Origin of the sequence: Lentilactobacillus parafarraginis DSM 18390 = JCM 14109 (assembly GCF_001435895.1) — a bacterium.
GTDB lineage: Bacteria > Bacillota > Bacilli > Lactobacillales > Lactobacillaceae > Lentilactobacillus > Lentilactobacillus parafarraginis.
Genome location: NZ_AZFZ01000016.1, coordinates 1 through 22,150 on the forward strand (window position 1 = coordinate 1; position 22,150 = coordinate 22,150).

Consider the following 22,150-nt stretch of genomic DNA (forward strand, 5'->3'; position numbering starts at 1 on the left):
GCAGGTGTTGCACTTCAATTTTAAATCGAGGTTTATAAGAAATCATACCACGGCTTGTAAAAATGTCAAGCCGTTTGGATCAAATGATTTAAAGAAACGGTGCCAGGGCGTGGTAGCCATGACCAATCTCGGCGATGCTATGGGCATCACTTCCATAAATCAGCGGAATCCCCAGCTTTTTGGCGGTAGTGGCAATCGGAAAGTTTGGATACGGTTCGTTACAGTCCTGCTTGTACAAGCCCGCCGCGTTAAAGTCCAACTGCTTATGAGAATCGGCAACGGCCTTCAGAATTTCTTGAATCAGCTGCTGATTTTGTTGGGAATAATCCGGATCAAGTGAAAAATGATCCTGAAATTTTCGAACCAGCGTCATGTGACCAATTCGTTGGGGCCCATACTGGCCCAGATCGGTTGTCACCGACTGTTTTACTGCCTTAAAATACTGGGCAAAGATTGTTTGGGAATCCCCGGCCGGTTCCAACAGCCCAGTCGCAAAGTCTTCCGGCGTATCATCGACGCACCAATACTTGCCGTTTCGCCCCTTCATAAAGTGCACGGACAAAATCCCGTCATCGGTTTTAGGACCATACTCGTCAAGAAATGCCCGCGTCCAATCCGCAAAATCGGGGATGAAGTCGACTTCAAAGCCAATATGAATGTGAATTTGCTGAGCATATTTGGCCTTCATCCGGTTTGCCTTGGCAAAGTATGCCTCCAGATCCCCCATCGCCATCGACGCCTCGGTTAACCCGGTTGGCTGACCGGCATACATCGTTTTAAACGCCGGGGGTAACGGAGCATGTTCGGTAATACTGTATTCCTGAAATCCCAGCTTAATGGCTTTCTGAATCATCAATTCCACATCGTCACCACTGCCATGGGGGCAAAACTCCGTATGTGAATGGCCTTCTCGTTTGCGCATCAATCCACCACTCCTTTCAAATTATTTATTATCCGACCACAATAAAAAGCCGGTGAGTTCCGACTTTTTTGTTCGGTTATTTAACTGGCACCTTTTGAATCCAGCCTTCCGGTGCTTCGACATCCCCAAATTGAATCCCGGTGAGTTCATCGTATAACTTTCGGGTAAGCGGGGCAACTTCGGTCTCACTGTAAAAGACGTGAAGGTCCCCTTTGTACTCAATGCCGCCAATTGGTGAAATGACGGCGGCCGTTCCCATGGCTCCTGCTTCTTCAAATCGATCCAGGTCATTGATGAAAATGTCACCTTCAATGGCCTTCAGTCCCAAGCGATGTTCCGCAATCCAAAGGGCGGAATACTTCGTGATACTTGGTAAAATCGATGGCGATTTGGGAGTCACAAACTCGTGATCCTTCGTGATACCGAAGAAGTTAGCGGACCCAGCCTCTTCAATTTTAGTATGGGTTGCCGGATCTAAATAGATCACGTCGGAGAATCCGGCTTTATGGGCCTCATCACCGGGAAGCAAGCTGCCGCCATAGTTACCGCCAACCTTACTTTGACCGGTACCGTGTGGCGCTGCACGATCATAGTAAGAGGTGGTGAAATTCGTTGGCTTAAGGCCACCCTTATAGTAGGCTCCAACCGGCTGGGCAAAGATTGTAAAAATGTATTCGGACGCTGGATGAACCCCAATGTTACCACCAATCCCAATCATTAAGGGGCGCAGGTATAACGTTGCGCCAGTGCCGTATGGCGGGACATAGTCCGCATTGGCGGCAACAACTTGTTTAACGGCCGCAATGAACTGGTCTTCTGGAAATGCGGGCATCAACAGCCGTTCACAGCTGTTATGCATTCGTTTGGCGTTCATGTCCGGACGGAACAGGTTGATACTGCCATCCTTGGTGCGGTAAGCCTTAAGCCCCTCAAAATCGGCTTGACCATAGTGAAGTGACGTGGACCCCTCTGAAATATGTAGTGTGCTGTCCTCACTCAGTTCGCCAGCATCCCACTGACCATTGGTATAGTGGGCAATAAAACGATACGGCAGGTCCATATAGTCGAACCCTAAGTTGTTAAAATCAATTTCTGAAGCTGGTTGTGCTTTAGCCATAAGTATCATCCTCCTGAAAAACTGTCAATTAATGAAAAAACGGTTGCTCGTGGTCTAACCAATTTCTCATAGTTTAATAGTTTCAAGAAGCGATGTCAATTAATCTTTTCGACCTGAAAGCGGCTAAATGGTGTACAAAGAAAGAATCGCCCCACTAAATAGGTGGAAGCGATTCTTTCAAACGTATTCATGAATCATTAAAGTTCAACCGGGACAACCCAGCCATACTTATCTTCAACGTCACCCTCTTGAATGCCGAATAACGTATCATAAAGTTTCTGTGTAACGGGACCCGGCTTGGTTTCACTGAAGAAGACGTGCTTGTTACCCTTATAGGTTAATGAACCAACGGGTGAAACAACGGCGGCGGTTCCCATGGCACCAGCCTCGGTAAATTGATCAAGATCGTTAATATCAATGTGGGTCTCAGTTGGATCTAATCCAAGATCCTTAGCGATGGTTAACATCGACTTCTTTGTGATGGAAGGTAAGATTGATTCTGACTTTGGGGTGTAAAATTTACCATCCTTACCAATCCCGAAGAAGTTAGCCCCGCTGAATTCATCAATGTACTTGTGCTCACGGGGATCCAAGTAAAGTTCACCAGCATAGCCGGCGTCATGCGCTTTCTTACCAGCTAAGAGGCTGGCAGCATAATTACCGGCAGTCTTTGCCTGACCGGTTCCAGCATGAGCAGCCCGGTCATATTCACTGACAACGTAAGGCATTGGCTTTAAGCCTTTAATGTAAGCCCCAACTGGGGTGGCGTAAATGTGGAAGGTGTATGTACTTGATGCCGTCACACCAACAACTGGTTCGGTTCCAACCATGAATGGCCGAATATACAGTGAACCGCCGGAACCATATGGGGGAACGAATTCTTGGTTAGCCTTGACAACCGCTTTAACGGCTTCGACAAATTTATCCTCAGGATAGGTCTGCATCACCAATCGTTCAGCAGAATTATTTAACCGCTTGGCATTCATGTCAGGCCGGAACAAATTGATGCCGCCGTCCTTACGCCGATAAGCCTTCATCCCTTCGAAAACTTCCTGACCATAATGTAATTCTTCGGCAGCTTCGGAGAATGTGAGCGTTGACTTAGTCGTCAACCCACCATTTTGCCACTTGCCATCCTTGAATTCTTCGTTGTAGGAATATGGTAAATCCCGATATGTAAATCCTAAATTAGACCAATCCAGGTCCTTAACGTCTTGTTTTGCCATTTTATAAGCAACCTCCTCATATTAAATATTAAGGTACATAGGTAAACGAGCCGTCTAAGTATGGTGACGCTTGATAAAACGAACAAATCCTTCTTGCTCGTTTATCATGATATCTTAATTAATATCTAATTTAGCCCTTTTAAAAACCGCTGTCAACAAGTAAATTACAATCGGCGCCCAGATGAGATTGCCCAAAACAAAAAGGCCGGCGCCACATCTAGTCGCGCCGACCCTCATTCTCTTAGTAAAAACTAATCCACTCGCTTTAAAACTTCGCGATTAATCAGGTTATTAATTAAAAATTGATACTGTTCAACACTTTCTTGGGTGTCGGGTGACTTGAAAATATCCATTTTCTTCAACCCGTTTCCGGTCGTCACCGACATTCGAAAGCCATCCAGGTCCTTTGAAACCATCATTTTGAATTTGTAACCAGCCCCATAGGGAGAATTGGGATCCAACGACCGCTCCAGAGAATAATTCCCGGCCTTGGTTTCTGTAAAGCCCAAGTCCTTTAAAGTGTACTTCTTAATCTCTGGATGAATCTGGTAACTATGCGGATCACCAAGAATCGTCGCCTTAGTTGAGAATGCCATTAGTGTTCCACCTCCCTATGCTTAAGTCGGGCAACCGTCTTAGTGATCGCCGCAACTAATTTATCCAAGTCGGCAGTAGTATTGTACCGACCAAAGCTAATTCGAATTGACTCGCTAATCCGCGGACTGTCAGCCCCATACATTGCTACCAGCACGTGGGAAGGCTCAATGCTGCCAGCCGTACATGCCGAACCGCCGGAAACGGCAATTCCTGCCAAATCCAAATTTGTCTGCATCACATAGGTCGAAATGCCCTTCAACCAGATGTTAAACACGTGATTGAGATTATCCGGGGATATTTGACCGTTGACCGCAAAATCGATCCCGTTTTCGGTTAACTTATCGGCAATGTAGTGCTTAAACTTCAGATACTTTTGCTGGCGGCGGGCCTTCTCTTCGGAAGTGATGGTTTCAACTGCCTTTGCAAAGCCCGCAATCGCCGGAACGTTCTCCGTTCCAGCCCGGCGTTTAGTTTCCTGATCGCCGCCCTTAATCAAACTAGGAAAATTAATTCCCGTTCGCCGATAGAGAAAACCGATCATTTTCGGACCGTTAATTTTATGGGCCGACGTTGACAGCATGTCAATATGATCACGCTGAACATCGATATCCAATAAACCGTAAGCCTGAACAGCATCCGTGTGGAACCAAGCCTGATGATCCTTCAAGATTTCACCAATTTCATGGATCGGCATCACGGAACCAACCTCATTGTTACCGGTCATGATCGATACCAAGATCGTTTGGTCGTCCAAAGCGGCTTTAAAGTCATCTAAGGAGATATTGCCGTTTTGGTCAACCGGGAGGTAAGTCACCTTAAAGCCAAGTTTCTCCAGGGCGTGCATCGGCTTTAAAATGGCTTCATGTTCAATGGCAGTGGTAATAATGTGTTTGCCGAGTGATTGACGGGCAAATGCCGTCTGCATAACCGCAGTATTGTCACTTTCCGAACCGCCGCTGGTGAAGACAATTTCTTCGGGATCAGCGTTAATGGACTTGGCGATTACGTCACGGGCACCTTCCATTACTTGCTTGGCCTGCCGTCCCAATCCATATAAGGTTGAGGCGTTGCCGTAAACGTTCTTATACTTGTCCATCAACTCGGCGTAAACCTCGTCTGAAACGCGGGTTGTCGCCGCGTTATCTAAATATATCTCTTCCAAGTAAGATCACTTCCTTGATGCGTTGTTCTTAAATAGGTCAATCAACATTTGGCCGGACTTTTTGCCCGCCGTAATAATAAACTGATCAAAACTAACTTCAGCGTTTTCATCGCCAACGTCCGACATCGCCCGGATGACCACGTAAGGGATGTGGTTCTGGTAAGCGACTTGACCAACCGCCGCGCCTTCCATTTCAGAGCAGAGCGCGTCTGGAAAATGTTGTTTAATTTCAGCAATCTTTGCCGAGTCGGCAATGAATTGATCGCCCGAGACAATCAGACCAAAGTGAACGGGAACCCCGCTGTCCTTGGCAGCAGTCGCAATGGCGTCTTCCAATTCAGTTGCCGCAGGAAAGCGGGCTGGAAATCCTGGTAATTGGCCAATTTGATAATTTGAGGCGGTCACGTCGACATCGTGATAGGCCGTCTCGGTTGAAATCACAAGATCGCCAACCGCCAATCCTTCACCAATTCCACCGGCGGATCCAGAATTAATCACCGCGTCCACGTGAAATTCATTAATCAGCGTTGCCGTTGTGATGCCAGCCTGAACCTTACCGATGCCTGATTGAACAAGCACGACTGACTGACCATGAATTTGACCACTGAAAAATGTCATCTGGCCAAAAACTCTGGTAGTTTCATCACTCAACGCCTGCTTTAAAATCGCTAATTCTTCGGCCATCGCACAAATTACGCCATAAGTCATATCATTTCTCCTTAATTGATGAAGAACAAAACTAAATAGGTGATCAACATGAGGCCAATCAAGACACCAATTGTCCAGTTTAATCGCCGATTTGTTCGCCGCCACCGTTCCGTTTTAAAATTATTGGGATCGACCATCGTTTCGTTATCGTCCGGTTGTTGATGCGTTCTGGCGTACTGCCGTTCAACCTCGACACGCCGTTTATCCCGTTGCTTAAAATCTAATTCTTGTTGCTGCTGCTGTTTGCGATACTGTTCCCTTGTAAGTGGTTTTGAATCTTGATGGTCATTGTGATCAGTTGCCAAGGGCTTCTCACCTACTTTTGCATTAATTGCCAGTGTTGAATGGCCATAATCGTCTTAGCATCCTTAATCTCGCCGCTGGCAATCATCGCCACCGCTTGCGGTAAAGTTTTTTCAATAATCTGAAGAAATTCGCCCTTATCACGGGGAAGTTCGCTAGTGACCGGCTCAAGATCAGTGGCCAGATACAATTTCATATACTCGTCTGAAAAGCCAACTGATGAATAAAATCCAAACAGTTCCTCAACGTGGGCCGGTTGATAGCGAATTTCCTCATTCAATTCGCGAATGACCGCATGCTCGAAGTTGGAATCCCGACTGTCCAACTTTCCGGCAGGTATCTCAATCGTTGTGGCCTTTGCCGGTGCCCGCCACTGTTTTTCTAAAATGATTTTATTATCCCGGGTGAGCGCCAAGACGCCAATTGCCCCGGAATGATGAACGATTTCTCGAAATGACGTTTGGCCATCCGGCAATCTGACGGTTTGCTTTTCAACATTAATAATGGCGCCATCATAAATCGTTTCTGATCCAATCACGTGTTCCTCAAAATCCACGGAATCACCCTTCTTTGCGTTAATATTATTTTACAAATAAACGCGATCAATTGCAATTAATCGCCTAGTCGTCAACAATCTGCCCCTTGGCAGCCTGGGGACCTTTTTGCCCCTCAACGACGACGAAAGAAACCTTGGCGCCTGGTTGAATGCGGCGATAATCTTCTTCATGAAACGCATTTTTAAAGAAGAATAACGTGTCACCCTCATCTTGGTCGATGAAGCCAAACCCGTTTTTAGCATTGTACGTTTTAATTGTTCCGTATAGCATTCTGTTTCCTCCTAATTAATCCAAACAAAAAGAGGCTGACCGGCCATGTGCCGGGGTCAACCTCTTTATTGTAACGGTTTATGAGCCATTTTGAAATGCTTTTAGTGAATGTTAACAGATTCTCATTACTTGGCGTCGAAACCGGCAGTCGCAGTTTCTGGAAATTCACTGCGGACAATTTCGGCACATGACTGACAAAATGTTGGGTAATCAGAATCGGCCCCAACGTCAGTTTTAACTAACCGGCATCGTTCACAGGTCTTCCCTTCAGCGGGTTGGACCAGCAAGGCGAGACCGTGACTGTCAAACTTGGTACTGCTATCCGGAGCATCGTTAAACGTCTTGAAGTCCAATTGTGATACCAACAGGACCGTCTTCAAATCAACGTTAAGTGAGTCCAGAAGATCCTTAACTTCAGAAGTGGCATAGGTGGTTAACGCTGCTTCAGAAGACTTCCCAATTTGTTTGGCATCCCGAGCCTCTTCCAAAACTTTAAGAACGTCGTCCCGGTAGGTCATAAATTTGGCCCACTTGCTCAGAATGGCAGCATCGTTGTCAAAATGCTTAGGTTCTGGAATGTCACTCAACTGAACGTAATCTTCGGGTTCCTTGAGAAATTCCCAAATTTCTTCGGCCGTATGCGGCAAAACAGGCGTCATCAGCTTGGTTAGCGTCGTCACGACATTATACATGACCGTCTGCATGGAACGGCGGGCATGGCCATCGGCACGGTCAATGTAGACAATGTCCTTAGCCATATCCAAATAGAATGCGGAAAGATCACTGGTAACAAATCCCAGCAACTTCTTGTAAAGGGTTAGGAAGTCATAGTTTTCGTAGGCATCCCGAGCCTCTTTGAGGAATTTGTTCAGAAGAACCGTCATATATTGATCCTGACTGTCCATTTCATCAAATGAAACTGAATTGGTTTGGGGATCAAAATCAGTTGTGTTTGCAAGTAGGAACCGCATTGTGTTGCGAATCTTCTTATAAGAATCAGAAATTTTGGCGAAGTTATCCATACTTACCCGCACATCCGCAGATGTATCAACTGAAGTGACCCAGAGGCGCACAATTTCAGCCCCCATCTTTTTAATCACTTCAATCGGGGCAATCGTATTCCCCAAAGACTTGCTCATCTTATGGCCATTACCATCCAGGGTAAATCCTTGAGAAAGAATTGACTTGTATGGTGCCTTATTCGAAACCGCCACGCTGGTAATCAAGCTGGAGTTAAACCAGCCACGATACTGGTCGGATCCTTCAAGATACATGTCCGCCGGGTAGGTGAGTTCTGGTCGATCAGCAAGGACGCCCTGGTGAGACGAACCGGAGTCAAACCAGACATCCATGATATCGTCTTCCTTGGTAAACTTGCCGTTTGGTGAATGCTCACTCTTGAATCCATCAGGCAACAAATCGTTTGCTTCACGCTCAAACCAGACATCCGAGCCGTACTTATCAAACAGATCAGCCACGTGGTTAATGGTTTCCTGAGTAATAATTGCCTCGCCATCTTCGCCATAGAAGATTGGAAGCGGCACGCCCCAAACCCGTTGACGAGAAATGACCCAGTCGCCCCGGTTCTTAATCATGTTTGCGAGCCGCACTTTTCCCCATCCAGGGTAAAATTTAACGTCCTCAATCGCGTTTAAGATGTCATCTTTAATCTTATCAACCGAAGCAAACCACTGGGGGGTTGCTCGGAAAATAATCGGCTTTTTGGTTCGCCAGTCAAATGGATAGCTATGCTTCAATGGCATGTAATGCAGGAGCAATCCAGCCGCTTTTAGCTTATCCAAAGCAATCTTGTTGGCGTCATCATAGAAGACCCCGGCAAAATCAGGACCGGCTTCCTTGGTTAAATAACCTTTATTATCAACGGGAGCGAAAATATCGAGCCCGTATTTCCGACCAACATTGTAGTCGTCTTCCCCATATCCAGGAGCCGTATGGACAAGTCCGGTTCCTTCTTCGAGATCAACGAAATCTCCAAGCATCGTCAGAAGTTTACGATTATGATCAAATGGATGCTCAGCCAGAACGCCTTCCATGTCAGCACCCTTAACGGTCTTGACAACCTTGACGTTCTTCCAGCCAACCAGTTCGCTGACCTTGCTGACGAGCTCACTGGCAACGACAAACTGACGGTCGTCGTCTTCCGGCTGGATAACCGCATAGTCAAACCCGGCATCCACAGTGATTCCTTCAGAAGCTGGAATCGTCCACGGCGTCGTTGTCCAGACAACCATGTAAGTATTTTGATCATCAAAGACGCCCTTGCCATCGATAACCTTTTCACCGTAAAAGGCAGTTGGTGATGTCACGTCATGATACTCAACTTCGGCCTCAGCTAAGGCTGATTCGGAAGACCATGACCAGTAAACGGGCTTCTTACCTTTGTAAATCAGGCCGCGCTTTGCGAACGCCCCAAATACCCGAACTTCAGCGGCTTCAAATTGATGCTGCAGCGTCAGATAAGGATGATCCCAATCGCCAGCGACACCCAGTCGTTTAAACTCGGTCATTTGTCGCTGAACCTGCTTCATCGCATATTCTTGACAAAGCTTGCGAAAATCATTGGTTGACATCTTCTTACGGTCGTAACCGGCCTGAGTCAGCTTTTGTTCGATTGGCAATCCATGCGTATCCCATCCGGGAACGTAGGGTGCCCGATAGCCGGTCATCGATTTGTATCGCACAATGATGTCCTTAGAAATCTTGTTCAACGCGTGGCCCATATGAATGTCCCCATTGGCATATGGTGGCCCATCGTGAAGCACAAAGGTCGGTTTGCCCTCGTTTAATTTTTGCCGTTGTTCGTAAACGCGATTCTCTTCCCAAGCCTTTTGCCGTTCGACTTCTTTAACCGGAAGATTGCCACGCATTTTAAACTTTGTTTTGCCTAAGTTTAATGTGTCCTTAACCCGCATTATTTGACTCCCTTTCTCCTGATAATTTAATAGAATAGTGATTACCCAACGATCAAAAGACTGCCATGAATTCATGAAAACAAAAAAAGACTTCGCCCAAGGGACGAAATCTTCGCGGTACCACCCAATTTTAGAATTTAAAATTCTATCTTCATTTTCATAATCGATATGTACTAGAGGTGATCTGTCAATTGATTGGTGACTGCTAACCTTCCACTAACATTAGCTCGCTGATGTTTCAACCAACTGACTTTCTGGTCTCTAATCGATTTAGTTATTATTTTTTTGATCATCGGGATAAATGACAACCGTTTGAAGATCGTCATTATTGGACGATCCATTATCGGCTGACTCATCACTACCCTGTTTGTTTCCTGATTCTACATCGGAATTTATTGCCTTGTCAAGATCCCCCACGACCTTTTCAATATCTTCATAGGTGGTTGTGGGCCCATCTTCAACCAAATGATCCCAGTCAGACCCTTTGATTACTTCAAGCTGACTTTCAAGCATGACTTGAAGCCGCTGACGAAATACCCGGGTATTCTTCTTAAGATCATCCGTTTCAATGGCTAACTTTTTAGCCCGTTTGGAAGCCGCTTCCAAGATTTGTGTCGACTTATCACTGGCAGTCTTCACAATATCATCAGCCTTTTTCTGGGCCTCACGATTTGTGATTTCGGCTTCCTTCTTCGAGTTATTCTTAACCTTGTCAGCAGCTTCCTGAGCAACTAAGATCGATTGGTTCAACGAATCCTTTAAGTCATTGAAGTAAGAAAGCTTATCCTTTGATTCACTCAATTGAGAGCGTAAATCTTTATTTTCTTCCAAAATAATTTGATAATCTTTGATGATTTGGTCAAGAAAGTCATTGACCTCATCGATATTGTACCCTCTTAACTTCGTCGAAAATTCTTTGTTATGAATGTCCTGTGGACTTAATACCATGATGAACCAATCCTCCTATTTGTTCCGATTGTAGACACGGACTACAAGTCGAATCTTTCCTTTTTTTGTAATGCCGTCAATTTCACGGATCACAATTCTGCCATATCCCCTCACCGACACGATATCGTGCATTGATACTTCAAGGTCCGGACGCTGGGTTTCACCCCAATTAATCCGAACTTCACCGCCGTCAATCAACTCCTTGGCATGGTGACGGGAGATGTGAAATCCCTCACTAACCAACGCATCAACCCGTAATGATGAAATTGTCGTTGAAACCTCTTCACTCTCATCAACTGGCGTCACCAACTGATCGCTTTGAATGACTTCAAGTTTGACCTTGATCTTGCCAACCTTATCAACCTGCGCCTTAATGTAATCAGCCATCTCACTTTGACAAAGGAACTGCCAAGAAAGCCCATCGGTGATAATATCACCAATCACGTCTCTTTCAATCCCAGCGCCCATAATTGATCCCAATACTTGCCCGTGTGACAAGGTCGCAAATTTGCTTGGGTAATCAATCACAAATGACGTAATACGAAAATCCTCGTTCTTTGGCGTGAAATACTCGGGATAGACAATTGCCCGTTTGAGCTCGGCTCCCTCATACCCGCCGAAGGTCGAAAATCGAATGCCGTCATGGCGATTAATGATCGATTCCAAAATGAATAATTGACGCGGATTCAAAAAACCCGTTAGAATCGGTCGATATTCATTTTCGACCTGACCACTTAAATTATCAATAGACTCCAAAAATGGCACTTCGTCTGGACGAAAATGCTGAGAAATTGTTGAATCTACCAAAATGTTTACCCCACTTTAGACGTTCTGCTCATTAAAACCCATATAACAGCAACTGCCCTAAATATGAGATACCGCCCTGGACAAGTCCCAGTACAATCAATGCCACGACGGGAGCGAAACTAATCATCCCGACAGAGGCAAAGTTGAACAGGCTTTCGAACGGTTCAACAATCCGACCCAAAAAGCGGCCAAAGGCAGTCCCGTATGCGTTTGGGAACCAACTCATCAACGCGTAAATCACAATTGCGAGCATGTAGATACTAATGAGCTTGTTTAACAGCCAAACTATAAACACGATTACAGATGCCAAATAAAAACTCCTATCTGTGATTATTAAATCGAAACTACTTAGAAACTTTAAAATTCTTAGGTGAACAAATAAATATATTTTTATCGAGCCTGTTAATTGTACCATGAATCGCGAATAAAACACCGTTTAAGAAATCAACCATTCGTTCAGCCGATTTAATATCAAGCTTATCGAGCTTAATAATCACAGCACTGTCCTCAAGCAATTTCTGAGCAATGGTATCAACATCCGTATAGTTAATCGGTTCGAAGACGACAATATTATTATCACTGACTAAGTCTTTTCGCGTCAAAGGCACAATATTATCCAATGGTTTTCCATCCTCATTCGTTGGTTTGTCTGATTCCATTCCAAAAAAGTTGGCAAAATTGAACTTTTGAGACATATTTGCTTCCTTTCGAATTTCACCATTCTCGGGCAGATCCGCTAAAGTGAGTCATTACTTCTTGTTCCGCCGCCGATGCTTAAAGAATGGTGGAATATCATTCTGTGAGTCATCACTGCTGGACTTGCCAGCGTCATCATCCGCACTAACATCTGGTTGGAACGGATCAAAGTCTTTTTTTTCGACGTCGCTGAATTCATCATTTTGAGGGACTGCGGGCCGCGCTGACGATGCCGGCTTGCGAATATCCCAGTTTCCCAACGGATCGCCATTTTCGCCATTATTGGTTGCCGTCGTCCGTTGCTGATTATTATCTGAACGTTGATTACCGCGATCGACTGACCGGGGGTGCGCACTAGTAGTTGGGCGAGCTGAAGGTCTTGCGGTTCGGGTCCGCCGACTCGCCAATCGTCCCTGTTCTTCAGCTTTTTTGTCAATCCCGGTTGCGATAACCGTGACCCGAACTTCATCGCCAAGCGAATCGTCAATTGATGTTCCGAAAATGATGTTCACATCACTGGTTGCGGCTTGGGCAACGATGTCTGACGCAGCTTGGGCTTCAAACAAGGACAGGTCTGGGCCACCGGTAATGTTTAACAATACTTGTTCAGCACCGTCAATGGATACCTCGAGCAATGGTGACGAAATTGCCTTTTCTGTGGCTTTCTTCGTGCGATCTTCGCCGTTGGCAACCCCGACACCCATCAATGCGGAGCCTTGATCCTGCATGGTCGTCTTCACGTCGGCAAAGTCCAAGTTCACGTATCCAGGACTGGTAATCAAATCCGAAATTCCTTGAACCCCTTGACGAAGCACGTTATCAGCTTCCTTGAAGGCGTCCATCATCGGGGTCTTCTTGTCAATCATGTCTAACAAGCGGTTATTAGCGATGACAATCAATGTGTCAACGTTGTCCTTTAACTGGTTAACCCCTTCATCGGCGTATTTGCTGCGCTTAGGGCCTTCAAACGTAAATGGTCGGGTGACAACCCCAACAGTCAACGCTCCCTGGTCCTTGGCGATTTTAGCCACAATTGGCGCAGCCCCGTTACCGGTACCGCCACCCATTCCGGCGGTAACAAAAACCATGTCAGCGCCTTCAAGGGCCTCTGACAATTCCTGTTCGCTTTCTTCGGCGGCCTTAGCGCCAATTTCAGGGTTCGACCCAGCCCCTAAGCCGCGAGTTAATTTCGGGCCAAGCTGAATCTTAGTTTCTGCTTTTGAAGTTGAAAGTGCTTGGACATCGGTGTTGGCTACGATAAACTCAACACCCTTTACATCTGAACTAATCATCGTGTTGACAGCGTTACTACCACCGCCGCCGACGCCGATAACCTTAATCACTGCACCGTGGTTTTCGGTGGAATCAAGTGAATATTCCATAATTGTATTTACCTCCGTTTAAGTGCTAATCAAAGAAATCGCTAAAGAAGCTCTTAATTCCTTCGCCGCGTTTTTTCTTTTGAGTTTTTGGTTTTTGCTTTTCAGATTTACTCGACACAGGGACTTGATTATTTTGAGCATTTGTTAGCTTGGAGATCTTGGTTGATGTGGCACCAACAGCCGAGCGAACAATCATATCGACATCCGATAAATCGGAGAAGTAAGATACCAGTGACAGCCCAGCTGTAAACGATGGGTGTCGCAACCCCATTTGATCAGGAATATAGACACTGACGTTAACATTGAACTGATCAGCAGCTAATTCGGCAATTCCTGGAAGTGCGGCAACCCCACCGGTTAAAACAATTCCGCCCGGTAATTCCAAGGCGCGAATTTGGTCAAGGTGGTTCTTAATCCGGTCAAATATTTGACTCAACCGGGCCTCAATGATTTCCGCAAGATAACGTTCATCAATGTATTTAGGCTCCGCTTGACCAACGATATCGACTGGAAATTCGTTATCAGCAGATGCTTGAAGTGAATCAGCATAGCCATAATCCCGTTTGATTTTTTCAGCATTTTCCATTGATGTATTTAACACAATCGAAATGTCCTTGGTGATGTACTCGCCGCCCTCTGGATCAGTCGTCGCATACTTTAATTCGTGATCGTGAATGACCGATGCAGTTGTTTGGCCACCACCCAAATCGATAATAATTGTTCCAAAGTCTTGATGACCGTCATCTAACATTTCGTGACCCTCAGCAAGCGGTGTCAACACGGTTGAAATAATGGTTAACCCGGCCTTCTCAACGGCCTTCTTTAAATTATGCATAATGCTCTTGGAACCTGTGATGAGTTTGCCACGCATTTCTAGGCGAACACCCACCATCCCCCTTGGATCTTTGATATCGTCAAAGCCATCAACGATAAACTCTTCCGGCTGGATATCAATGACTTCACGCTCTTGAGGTAAACTCGTGCCCAAAGCGGATGCCGCAACATTTTGGACATCCTCATCAGTTATTTCTCGGGACTGATCATCCAAGGTAATTAAACCATTACAGTCTTCGATTCTTAACATGTTTGCCGGGACACTGACAACAACGTCTTTAATTTCAATACTTGCTTTTTCTTGAGCTTGATTTACTGCACTTTTAATGGCTTCGGCAGCCTGATCAATATCGACGATCACACCGCGACTCAAACCGTTTGAAGGCGCATTCCCCACACCAATAACATTTAGTTGCCCTTTAACTTTTTCTGCAACAATGACCTTTATTGAGGTAGTTCCTATATCAAGTCCCACATATAAACCCGAATTATCCATATATGTAAGGAACCTCCACATCTAGAATATTTTCTAAACATAACATAAGTTTAACACAATGATAACGCCGGAAAAAGATTAATTGACGCTAATAACTAGTCTTACTTTTAACCGTCGATTTTGATGGACTTTTAGTAATTGGATATGAATAAGCCCCGACTTCCAAATTAATCACACTTTTGGTTTTGAGCTTTGCGTTGATACTTGGATAGTAATCCATCTTGTCACCAAAACTGCTAATTGACGCATACACGCGATTGCCGTCATTCATCTGAATGAATACCCGATCTTGATTACTTTTAACCGGCGAGTAGCTAATAGTATTAATGGCTGCCCGAACTGGCGGATCAATCCGGCGGTACTGCCGAATCGTTCGCCGAAGCTTAGCCGGATTTTGAAACTTTCGCAAAATCGGAAACCCATCTCGTGGATTCAGCACCTTGTTTTTAATAATCACACCACTTTTAAGAATTGGCTGGTATCCCCGATCACGGTACAAATACCCAATTGTCGGATACTCCTCAACCTGAATGTGAACGGTATTGAAGCTGGGCAACGTCATCTTAACGGATGCCATTCGCTGGCTTCGTTTTTTCAACGAGGCGGCAAGCGATTTTCGCTTCCCCCACACCGACAGCAATGGGGTCCCCTTCTTAACCGGCGAGAAATGTTTAATCTCCTTAACACTGACAATCTCGTTGCCACTGATCGTCACCTTTTGAACTTTACTGATCGGAGAGACAAAGAAGATCATCACGCCAATGATAACGACCAACCCCACCAACAACGGCCACATTCGCTGTAAATTCTGAATCTGAAAGTCCGCTAACAAATGACGCTTAGGTTGCGAGGGCTCAGCCTCTTGCTTATGAGTCTGTTGTGCGGCCCGCTGCCACGGTGTGAGATGCCCCTTTTGATCACCTTTTTTGCCCAAAAGTCATTACCTCCCCAGTCAGTAATTGATCCTATTTCGAATTTCGGTTGGCCGATTTATGAATTAACGAGCGGGCAATATCCAAAATTTGATCAGCTGAATTGGTAACGCCAAGATCTTTTGAATTTTCAGACATTTTCTCACGTTCTGCCGGATCGTGCATTAATTGATCAACAGCCTTTAACAAACTTTTAGCATTTAAGGCCGGTTCTTTGATCATCAATGCCGCGCCGCGAGTAACCAAACTCATCGTATTCTTAGTCTGATGATCAGCCGTCACGTATGGACTTGGAATCAACACGGATGGAATTCCCAACGCGGTAATTTCAGCAATGCTGGTTGCGCCTGAACGGCCCACAATTAAGGAAACCTTTGGCAACACCTGCGGCATATTATCAATATATGGCAAAATCTTGATGTTATCGTTAACGTTTGTTTTTTCCAGCTGAGCCATAACGCCGGCGTAGCGCTTCTGGCCGGTCACGAAGACCACCTGGTATTGACGGCGGTTAAATTCACTAATCGCCGCAATAACGGCGTTGTTAATTGCCGGCGCCCCTTGACTGCCGCCAAAAATCAAAACAGTTGGCTGATCATCCTTAAGCCCAATTGATGACCATTGAAAATCACTGTGCATATGAGCAACCTGCTGAGCCCGCGGATTACCGGCAAAAATGACTTTTTCAGCCGGAAACTGGTCCTTGGCCTCATGAAAACCAATCGCAATTTTATCAACATAGTGACTCAAAAACTTGTTTGTGAGCCCGACCGCGCTATTTTGTTCATGAATAATCGTTGGAATGTGGGCCTTCGCCGCGGCATAGACCACCGCTCCGGAAACGTATCCCCCGGTCCCGATAACAACGTCGGGTTTAAATTGCTTCACAATCTTTTTGGATTCGTGAACACTCTTGAAGAAGAGTGCCAGCGTCTTAAAGTTTTCCAGGGACAACGATCGGCGAAAGCCCTGGATTCGAAGGGCGGTAAACTTAATGCCCTGTTTGGGGACGATGGTACTTTCCAACCCCCGGTGAGAGCCAACGTATAACACTTCGGAATTGGGCTCCTGTTTCATTAAATCCTCAATAATTGCCAGCGCTGGGTAAATGTGGCCGCCTGTGCCGCCGCCAGAAATAATCAGCCTCATTCGTGCGCCTCCTGTTTATGCGTCAACTTCTCAACATCCTTAATAAATTCATCACCGCGTTCTTCAAACGTCTTAAATTGATCCCAGCTGGCGTTTGCCGGTGATAACAAGATGACGTCGCCTTCAGCGCTGTCGTGATAAGCGACCGGAACGGCTTCGTCAATGTTCTTAACCTTGGTGATCTGCTCAACGCCGGCCTTTTGCAGCGAATCCTCTAAAAGATCGGCGGTTTCGCCAAACAAAACGGCGGCTTTCACGTGATCTTTAAACTGGGGAATCAGTTTGTCGAAAGTATAGCCGCGATCTAATCCACCGGCAAGCAGGACCACTGGTTGGTCAAAGCCTTCCAGCGCGGTTTGAGTTGCTTCAATATCGGTGGCCTTTGAGTCGTTGTAGAACCGCCGATCGTCACTTTCCAATACAAACTGCAGCCGGTGGCGGACTCCCGTGAAGGTTTCCAAGACATTGGTAATTGCCAGATTGGATTTTCCCAAAATCTTGGCAGCAGCAATCGCAGCCAGAGCATTTTCAACGTTCTGCTGCCCCGGCACCTTGATATCATTGGCGTTCATAATAAATTCGTCGTTATAGTAAAGCTTACCGTTCTTTTCATAGGCGCCGCGATTAATATCGGCGGTTCTGGCAAATGGCACCACGGTTGCTAATGACCGTTTGCTGAGCTGGCGCCACTCATCCGCATCAAAGTTAACCACAAAAAAGTCGTCAGCCGTTTGATTCATGGTAATCCGCATCTTGGCGTTGACGTAGTTCTCGCGCGTTTTATGGTAGTCCAAATGATTTGAAAAAATGTTGGTTAAAACCGCGACGTGGGGGTGAAGCTTCTTAATGCCCAACAGCATGAAACTCGAAAGCTCCATGACAATTGTGTCATCAGCCGTGGCTTTCATCGCCGTTTCAGTCGCTGAAATACCAATGTTTCCGGCGGCGTAAGCATGCCCCTTTTGGCGTTCCTGATTTAAAATTTTGGTAATCATGGTGACGGTCGTTGTTTTCCCGTTACTGCCTGTAACCCCCACAATTTGGGCATCCGTAATCTGAGCAGCCAATTCTACTTCTGTGATAATCGGCAAGTGATCATTGACGGCGCGGGCGACCACCGCATTATCGTAGGGAATTCCTGGATTTTTGACCATTAAATCAAATCCCTGATCCAAAATATCTGCGGTCTGTTTACCCGTAACCGTATGGATGCCGCGATCTTCCAGTTCAGCAACTTCTGGCAGCTGATCGCTGGGTTTAGAATCATTCAAAGTCACGGAAGCTCCCAGTGTCTGGAGCAATTCCGCGGCATGGGTGCCGCTTTTTCCAGCACCGAGAACCAGCACCCGCTTGCCTTTATAATCGTCAATCATTTTCATAATGGATAATATCCCCTTTTGCTTCCTTGAGACGGTTTTAAAATCAACCTACCATTCCAGACCGTCCAGATTTTCATTGTCCTTAATTTGCACTTGAACGTGACTATGTAGCCAAACAGGCCGGTGGTAGAAGCCATCGCCCTACCCCAGCCTTTTAAATAATCGTCATCAAACTGACGAGGGCCCCAACAAGCCCAATACTCCAAAATACCGTGTCAATCTTCCATTCCGACCAACCCGACATTTCAAAATGGTGGTGAATTGGGGTCATTTTAAAGACCCGTTTACCAGTCGTCTTAAACGAAGCCACCTGAATCATGACGCTCAGTGTTTCGCCGACATAGATGATCCCAATGATGAGCAATGAAAACTCGTGTTGGACCAAAATCGACACACAGGCAAGGGCGCCGCCAAGGGCCAACGACCCCATATCGCCCATAAAGATCTTAGCAGGCTTATGGTTGAAAATAAAGAATGCCAGTAAGCCGCCAACGACGGTAAAGCAGAACAGGGCGACGTCTGCTTGATGCTGAACAGCCGCAATAATGCCATATGCGGCAAACGAAATTGCTGCCAACCCAGCAACTAGACCATCCAAGCCATCCGTTAGATTGACCGCATTTGAAAATCCAACCAGCCAAAAAACGATGAACAAGATGTACCAATAACCGATGTGCCAATCTGTTGAAAATGGCATCTTGATCGCCATCGGTAACCCTTCATGAATGTAAACCGCCGAAAACACAACGGCAGCGACAATCTGCCCCAAAAACTTCTGCCATGCCTTGAGGCCTTCATTCTGGCGGCGAAACAGCTTAATGCTGTCATCCCACATCCCTAACAGTCCATAGGCAACCAAAACGAAGAGCAGGATCAACAGGGTGGCGGTAACGCCACCGCTAACCCCCGCTACCCCAAGATCAGCAATCACAATGGCAATAATAAACAGGATACCACCCATTGTGGGGGTCCCGGATTTTTTTTCGTGCCATGAAGGCCCCTCTTCGCGAATCATTTGGCCTTCATGCTTACTTCTGAAATACTTAATCAGGCTGGGCATCAGTAATGCTGTTATCGCAAACGCCACAACCGTTCCAACTAACCAGTTTACCATTATCTTTACTAACCATCCTTAACCATCTTAATTTAAACGATTCCTGAACTTAACGAAATCGTTGGAACTATTCAAAATTAACTTTGAGAACTTGGCCCTTCTTAATAGCCGTTGATGCACTGACGCTCTGGGTATCAGCGTATCCCGAACCAGTTGATTGCAGCTTCATTCCCGTCAGCGAACAAAATGCCTGGACATCTTTTTTCGACCAGCCAATTATTCGTGGCATCTTCCAACCATCACTGGTCAGAATGAAAACCCGGGAGTGCTCGGCAACCTTTTGGCCGGCCGTCACGGACTGCTTAAGCACCGTACTGCCGCTACCAATTGTCACAACATCTAAATCCTTTTCGTTTAGCGCCCGTTTTGCTTCGGTCGTTGTTTGGTACGCAACCGATGGCATTGAAACATGCACGGTGGCCTGCTTTGTATTGGAGTTCTGCAATGCCCTGACAATCACCGGTTTAAAGATTTCAGCCATCAGCTGAGTGGCAGTCTTCGTGCCGGTCAACTTCGGTTGCTTCATGGTGATATACATCACATAACGTGGATTATTGGCGGGTACCATCCCGGCAACGGAATATAGATAGCTGTCGTCGCCTGATGCATACCCCCCATAACCGTTACTAACTTGAGCCGTCCCGGTCTTAGCGGCAACCCGGTAACCTTTGATCTTATAATCCCCACCAATTCCATAGGACTTATAGACAACGTCCTGCATATGCTGACGGACTTTTTTTGCGGTTGCCGCACTGATTGGGTGACCGACCTGAGTTGGCTGATACTTCTTAACCGTTTTCCCAGTGTTGGGATCGGTAATCTTGGAAATGAAGTAGGGCTTCATCATCTTGCCATTGTTGGAAACCGCCGTCAATCCCTGCATCATCTGAATTGGGGTGATTTCAATCCCCTGACCAAAGGCGGTGTCAGCTTGCTCAATCGGATATTTAAACTGCAGCTGGCCAGTCAATTCATTCGGTAATCCCGAATGTGTCGACTTCAAAAAGCCAAATCGCTTAATGTATTTATGCCAGGTTTTAGGACCCATTTGCTGTTCAAGATGGGCCATCGCAACGTTACTGGAAAGTGCAAACCCCTTGTTATAGGTAATGTATCCCCACCCGGCGGTATCCCAATCAGGCACAATCTTGCCATCAATAGAATAACGACCAGACTCGTACGTATCAGTGCCGTGATAGTTACCTGAATCAATTGACGCTGACAACGTGAAAATTTTCATGGTGGAACCGGGTTCGAACATATCTGAGGTTAAGTTATTTGTCCAAGCCTTGCCAATTCCGCTTAAAGTCGAAGCGTTAAAACTCGGTCGCTGGGACTGGGCCACAATTTTGCCGGTCTTGGCATCCATCAAGATTGCGTTCATTGAAGCTGGGTGGACTTGGGACTGAACGGATGACATTTCACTCTCGAGTAAGGTTTGAATCCGCGAGTCGATGGTTGTGTAGATATTATCGCCGTTCTTGACCTTTCGCTCACGTTGCTTTTTGTCGGGAATCTTGTACCCATAGACGTCATAATCCGCATTTCGAAACCCGTTTCGTCCCGCTAATTCTTTATTAAAGGCCTTTTCGATCCCCATTTGACCGACCAGGTTGGCCAATCCGGTTTTCTTATTATTTTGAGAGGTGGCCACCCCAATCAGATTTGAAGAAAACATGCCGTTGGGGTATAGACGGGCCTGCTGCTGAATAAAGTTAATTCCTGGTAGGTGCTGTTTTTCAATTTTCTCCTTAGTAATTAGAGAAATATTCACGCCGGCACTGCCAAATTCAACCTGAAAAGGACTCCCGTGCTTCGGAGACAGCGTGTTTAAAGCCTTCTTTTCGGTGATTGGCAGATACTTCGCTAAGACGCGGGCCGTTCTTGCCTTATCCTTGACGTACATCGGTTTGTCATCCAGCCCCCGCTGGTTTTTGTCCAAAACCGCGTAAATCGAATATGTACTGGTATCCTCGGCAATCGGATTGCCGTGGGCGTCATAAATCGTTCCCCGTTTGGCTTTGAGGGTCCGCGTCTGGTTGTATAACTTTTCGGCCCGCTCATTGAGATTAACGTGTTTGACATTCTTGCCCACCGCAATCACCATTAGCCGCAACGATAAGACAAAAAAGACAACGAAAAAAATCAAAAGCAGTGAAATTCCAACGAGCTTTCGATTCTGTCGTGCCTTTAAGTTATTATCAGAACGATTGGATGGTTCTTTCATTTAGTAACATTCCTTATATTTCCATTGGAAAGTGACATTCCATTTTCCTTGGCAATCTTTTGCAGCCGACTGCTGCTTTGCAGTTCCCCGACCTGCTGCTGCAGGTTTGTATTGTTGCTGTTCACCCTCGTAATTTGGCTATCCAAATGCTGTAATTGGTGTTGAGAGTCAGACAACGCTATCTTGGAAGATACAACTAATAACATTAGCACAGTTAGCACTGCACTTCCACACACAATCAGTAATTTTTCAAAAGAGTTTAATTTCAGATGCGGCTTGGCAACCGTCCCCGGATTTATGGCGCGCTCAGGTGCCGAAACGTTAATCTGCGGTTCCTCTTGAGAAGTCAGGTTTCTCGCTAAATTATTTTGTGCCATCCTTATGTATGCTT

The 22,150-nt window shown here is 46.0% G+C and carries 21 protein-coding genes and 1 pseudogene; all 22 read right to left on the reverse strand.

Annotated elements, in window-relative coordinates; translation table 11 throughout:
* Window positions 1-88: 88 nt before the first annotated feature.
* The 22 genes and pseudogenes from hisJ to ftsL all read right to left on the reverse strand — a co-directional run bounded on the left by hisJ (window position 89) and on the right by ftsL (window position 22,136).
* Complete coding sequence (gene hisJ, locus FD47_RS05445) at window positions 89-922, reverse strand: histidinol-phosphatase HisJ (RefSeq protein WP_054733788.1); 834 nt, start codon at window positions 920-922, stop codon at window positions 89-91.
* 76 nt (window positions 923-998) lie between these two features.
* Window positions 999-2,039 carry a branched-chain amino acid aminotransferase gene (locus tag FD47_RS05450; protein WP_054733783.1) on the reverse strand — a complete coding sequence of 347 codons (1,041 nt, stop codon included), beginning with the start codon at window positions 2,037-2,039 and terminating at the stop codon, window positions 999-1,001.
* A gap of 197 nt (window positions 2,040-2,236) precedes the next feature.
* A complete protein-coding gene (locus FD47_RS05455; protein ID WP_008210778.1) occupies window positions 2,237-3,265 on the reverse strand; it encodes a branched-chain amino acid aminotransferase in 1,029 nt (342 codons plus the stop codon).
* 251 nt (window positions 3,266-3,516) lie between these two features.
* Window positions 3,517-3,861, reverse strand: a complete 345-nt coding sequence (locus FD47_RS05460) for a DUF1831 domain-containing protein (RefSeq protein WP_054733781.1) — start codon at window positions 3,859-3,861, stop codon at window positions 3,517-3,519.
* The gene (locus tag FD47_RS05465) at window positions 3,861-5,024 is read right to left on the reverse strand and encodes a cysteine desulfurase family protein (protein WP_054733777.1); all 1,164 of its coding nucleotides are present in this window, start codon (window positions 5,022-5,024) and stop codon (window positions 3,861-3,863) included. The genes FD47_RS05460 and FD47_RS05465 overlap by 1 nt, the downstream gene beginning before the upstream one ends.
* A 6-nt stretch (window positions 5,025-5,030) precedes the next feature.
* Window positions 5,031-5,732, reverse strand: coding sequence for a 5'-methylthioadenosine/adenosylhomocysteine nucleosidase (locus tag FD47_RS05470; RefSeq protein ID WP_054733774.1), 702 nt, complete (start codon window positions 5,730-5,732; stop codon window positions 5,031-5,033).
* An 11-nt stretch (window positions 5,733-5,743) separates the two neighbouring features.
* A complete protein-coding gene (locus FD47_RS05475) occupies window positions 5,744-6,037 on the reverse strand; it encodes a hypothetical protein (protein WP_008210782.1) in 294 nt (97 codons plus the stop codon).
* Between the two features lie 11 nt (window positions 6,038-6,048).
* Window positions 6,049-6,591: an NUDIX domain-containing protein gene (locus FD47_RS05480; RefSeq protein ID WP_054733772.1), complete on the reverse strand. Its 543-nt coding sequence runs from the start codon at window positions 6,589-6,591 to the stop codon at window positions 6,049-6,051.
* A gap of 64 nt (window positions 6,592-6,655) precedes the next feature.
* Window positions 6,656-6,862: a cold-shock protein gene (locus FD47_RS05485; RefSeq protein WP_008210785.1), complete on the reverse strand. Its 207-nt coding sequence runs from the start codon at window positions 6,860-6,862 to the stop codon at window positions 6,656-6,658.
* Window positions 6,863-6,987: 125 nt separating this feature from the next.
* A complete protein-coding gene (gene ileS, locus FD47_RS05490; RefSeq protein ID WP_056980172.1) occupies window positions 6,988-9,795 on the reverse strand; it encodes an isoleucine--tRNA ligase in 2,808 nt (935 codons plus the stop codon).
* A 270-nt stretch (window positions 9,796-10,065) separates the two neighbouring features.
* Window positions 10,066-10,743: a DivIVA domain-containing protein gene (locus FD47_RS05495; protein WP_056980174.1), complete on the reverse strand. Its 678-nt coding sequence runs from the start codon at window positions 10,741-10,743 to the stop codon at window positions 10,066-10,068.
* 15 nt (window positions 10,744-10,758) lie between these two features.
* The gene (locus FD47_RS05500; RefSeq protein ID WP_225352787.1) at window positions 10,759-11,550 is read right to left on the reverse strand and encodes a YlmH family RNA-binding protein; all 792 of its coding nucleotides are present in this window, start codon (window positions 11,548-11,550) and stop codon (window positions 10,759-10,761) included.
* A gap of 31 nt (window positions 11,551-11,581) precedes the next feature.
* Window positions 11,582-11,845 (reverse strand): YggT family protein, encoded by a 264-nt coding sequence (locus tag FD47_RS05505; RefSeq protein WP_008210790.1) that lies wholly within the window; start codon window positions 11,843-11,845, stop codon window positions 11,582-11,584.
* Window positions 11,846-11,894: 49 nt separating this feature from the next.
* Window positions 11,895-12,245, reverse strand: a complete 351-nt coding sequence (locus FD47_RS05510) for a cell division protein SepF (protein ID WP_008210791.1) — start codon at window positions 12,243-12,245, stop codon at window positions 11,895-11,897.
* Between the two features lie 54 nt (window positions 12,246-12,299).
* On the reverse strand, window positions 12,300-13,628 hold the full coding sequence (ftsZ, locus tag FD47_RS05515) for a cell division protein FtsZ (protein ID WP_056980176.1): 1,329 nt from the start codon (window positions 13,626-13,628) through the stop codon (window positions 12,300-12,302).
* 25 nt (window positions 13,629-13,653) lie between these two features.
* A complete protein-coding gene (gene ftsA, locus FD47_RS05520) occupies window positions 13,654-14,958 on the reverse strand; it encodes a cell division protein FtsA (RefSeq protein WP_172634321.1) in 1,305 nt (434 codons plus the stop codon).
* Between the two features lie 88 nt (window positions 14,959-15,046).
* Window positions 15,047-15,892, reverse strand: coding sequence for a cell division protein FtsQ/DivIB (locus FD47_RS05525; RefSeq protein ID WP_054733766.1), 846 nt, complete (start codon window positions 15,890-15,892; stop codon window positions 15,047-15,049).
* Window positions 15,893-15,923: 31 nt separating this feature from the next.
* Window positions 15,924-17,039, reverse strand: a complete 1,116-nt coding sequence (gene murG / locus FD47_RS05530) for an undecaprenyldiphospho-muramoylpentapeptide beta-N-acetylglucosaminyltransferase (RefSeq protein WP_054733763.1) — start codon at window positions 17,037-17,039, stop codon at window positions 15,924-15,926.
* Window positions 17,036-18,439 (reverse strand): annotated as a pseudogene (murD, locus tag FD47_RS05535) (UDP-N-acetylmuramoyl-L-alanine--D-glutamate ligase); the annotation flags it as partial. The pseudogene murD and the gene murG, both read right to left, overlap by 4 nt.
* A 133-nt stretch (window positions 18,440-18,572) precedes the next feature.
* The gene (gene mraY, locus FD47_RS05540) at window positions 18,573-19,532 is read right to left on the reverse strand and encodes a phospho-N-acetylmuramoyl-pentapeptide-transferase (protein ID WP_056980178.1); all 960 of its coding nucleotides are present in this window, start codon (window positions 19,530-19,532) and stop codon (window positions 18,573-18,575) included.
* A gap of 67 nt (window positions 19,533-19,599) precedes the next feature.
* Entirely contained in the window at window positions 19,600-21,759 is a 2,160-nt protein-coding gene (locus FD47_RS05545) for a penicillin-binding protein (RefSeq protein WP_054733755.1), read from the reverse strand.
* A complete protein-coding gene (gene ftsL, locus FD47_RS05550) occupies window positions 21,756-22,136 on the reverse strand; it encodes a cell division protein FtsL (RefSeq protein WP_054733753.1) in 381 nt (126 codons plus the stop codon). Before ftsL ends, FD47_RS05545 begins: the two co-directional genes overlap by 4 nt.
* Between the last annotated feature and the right edge of the window lie 14 nt (window positions 22,137-22,150).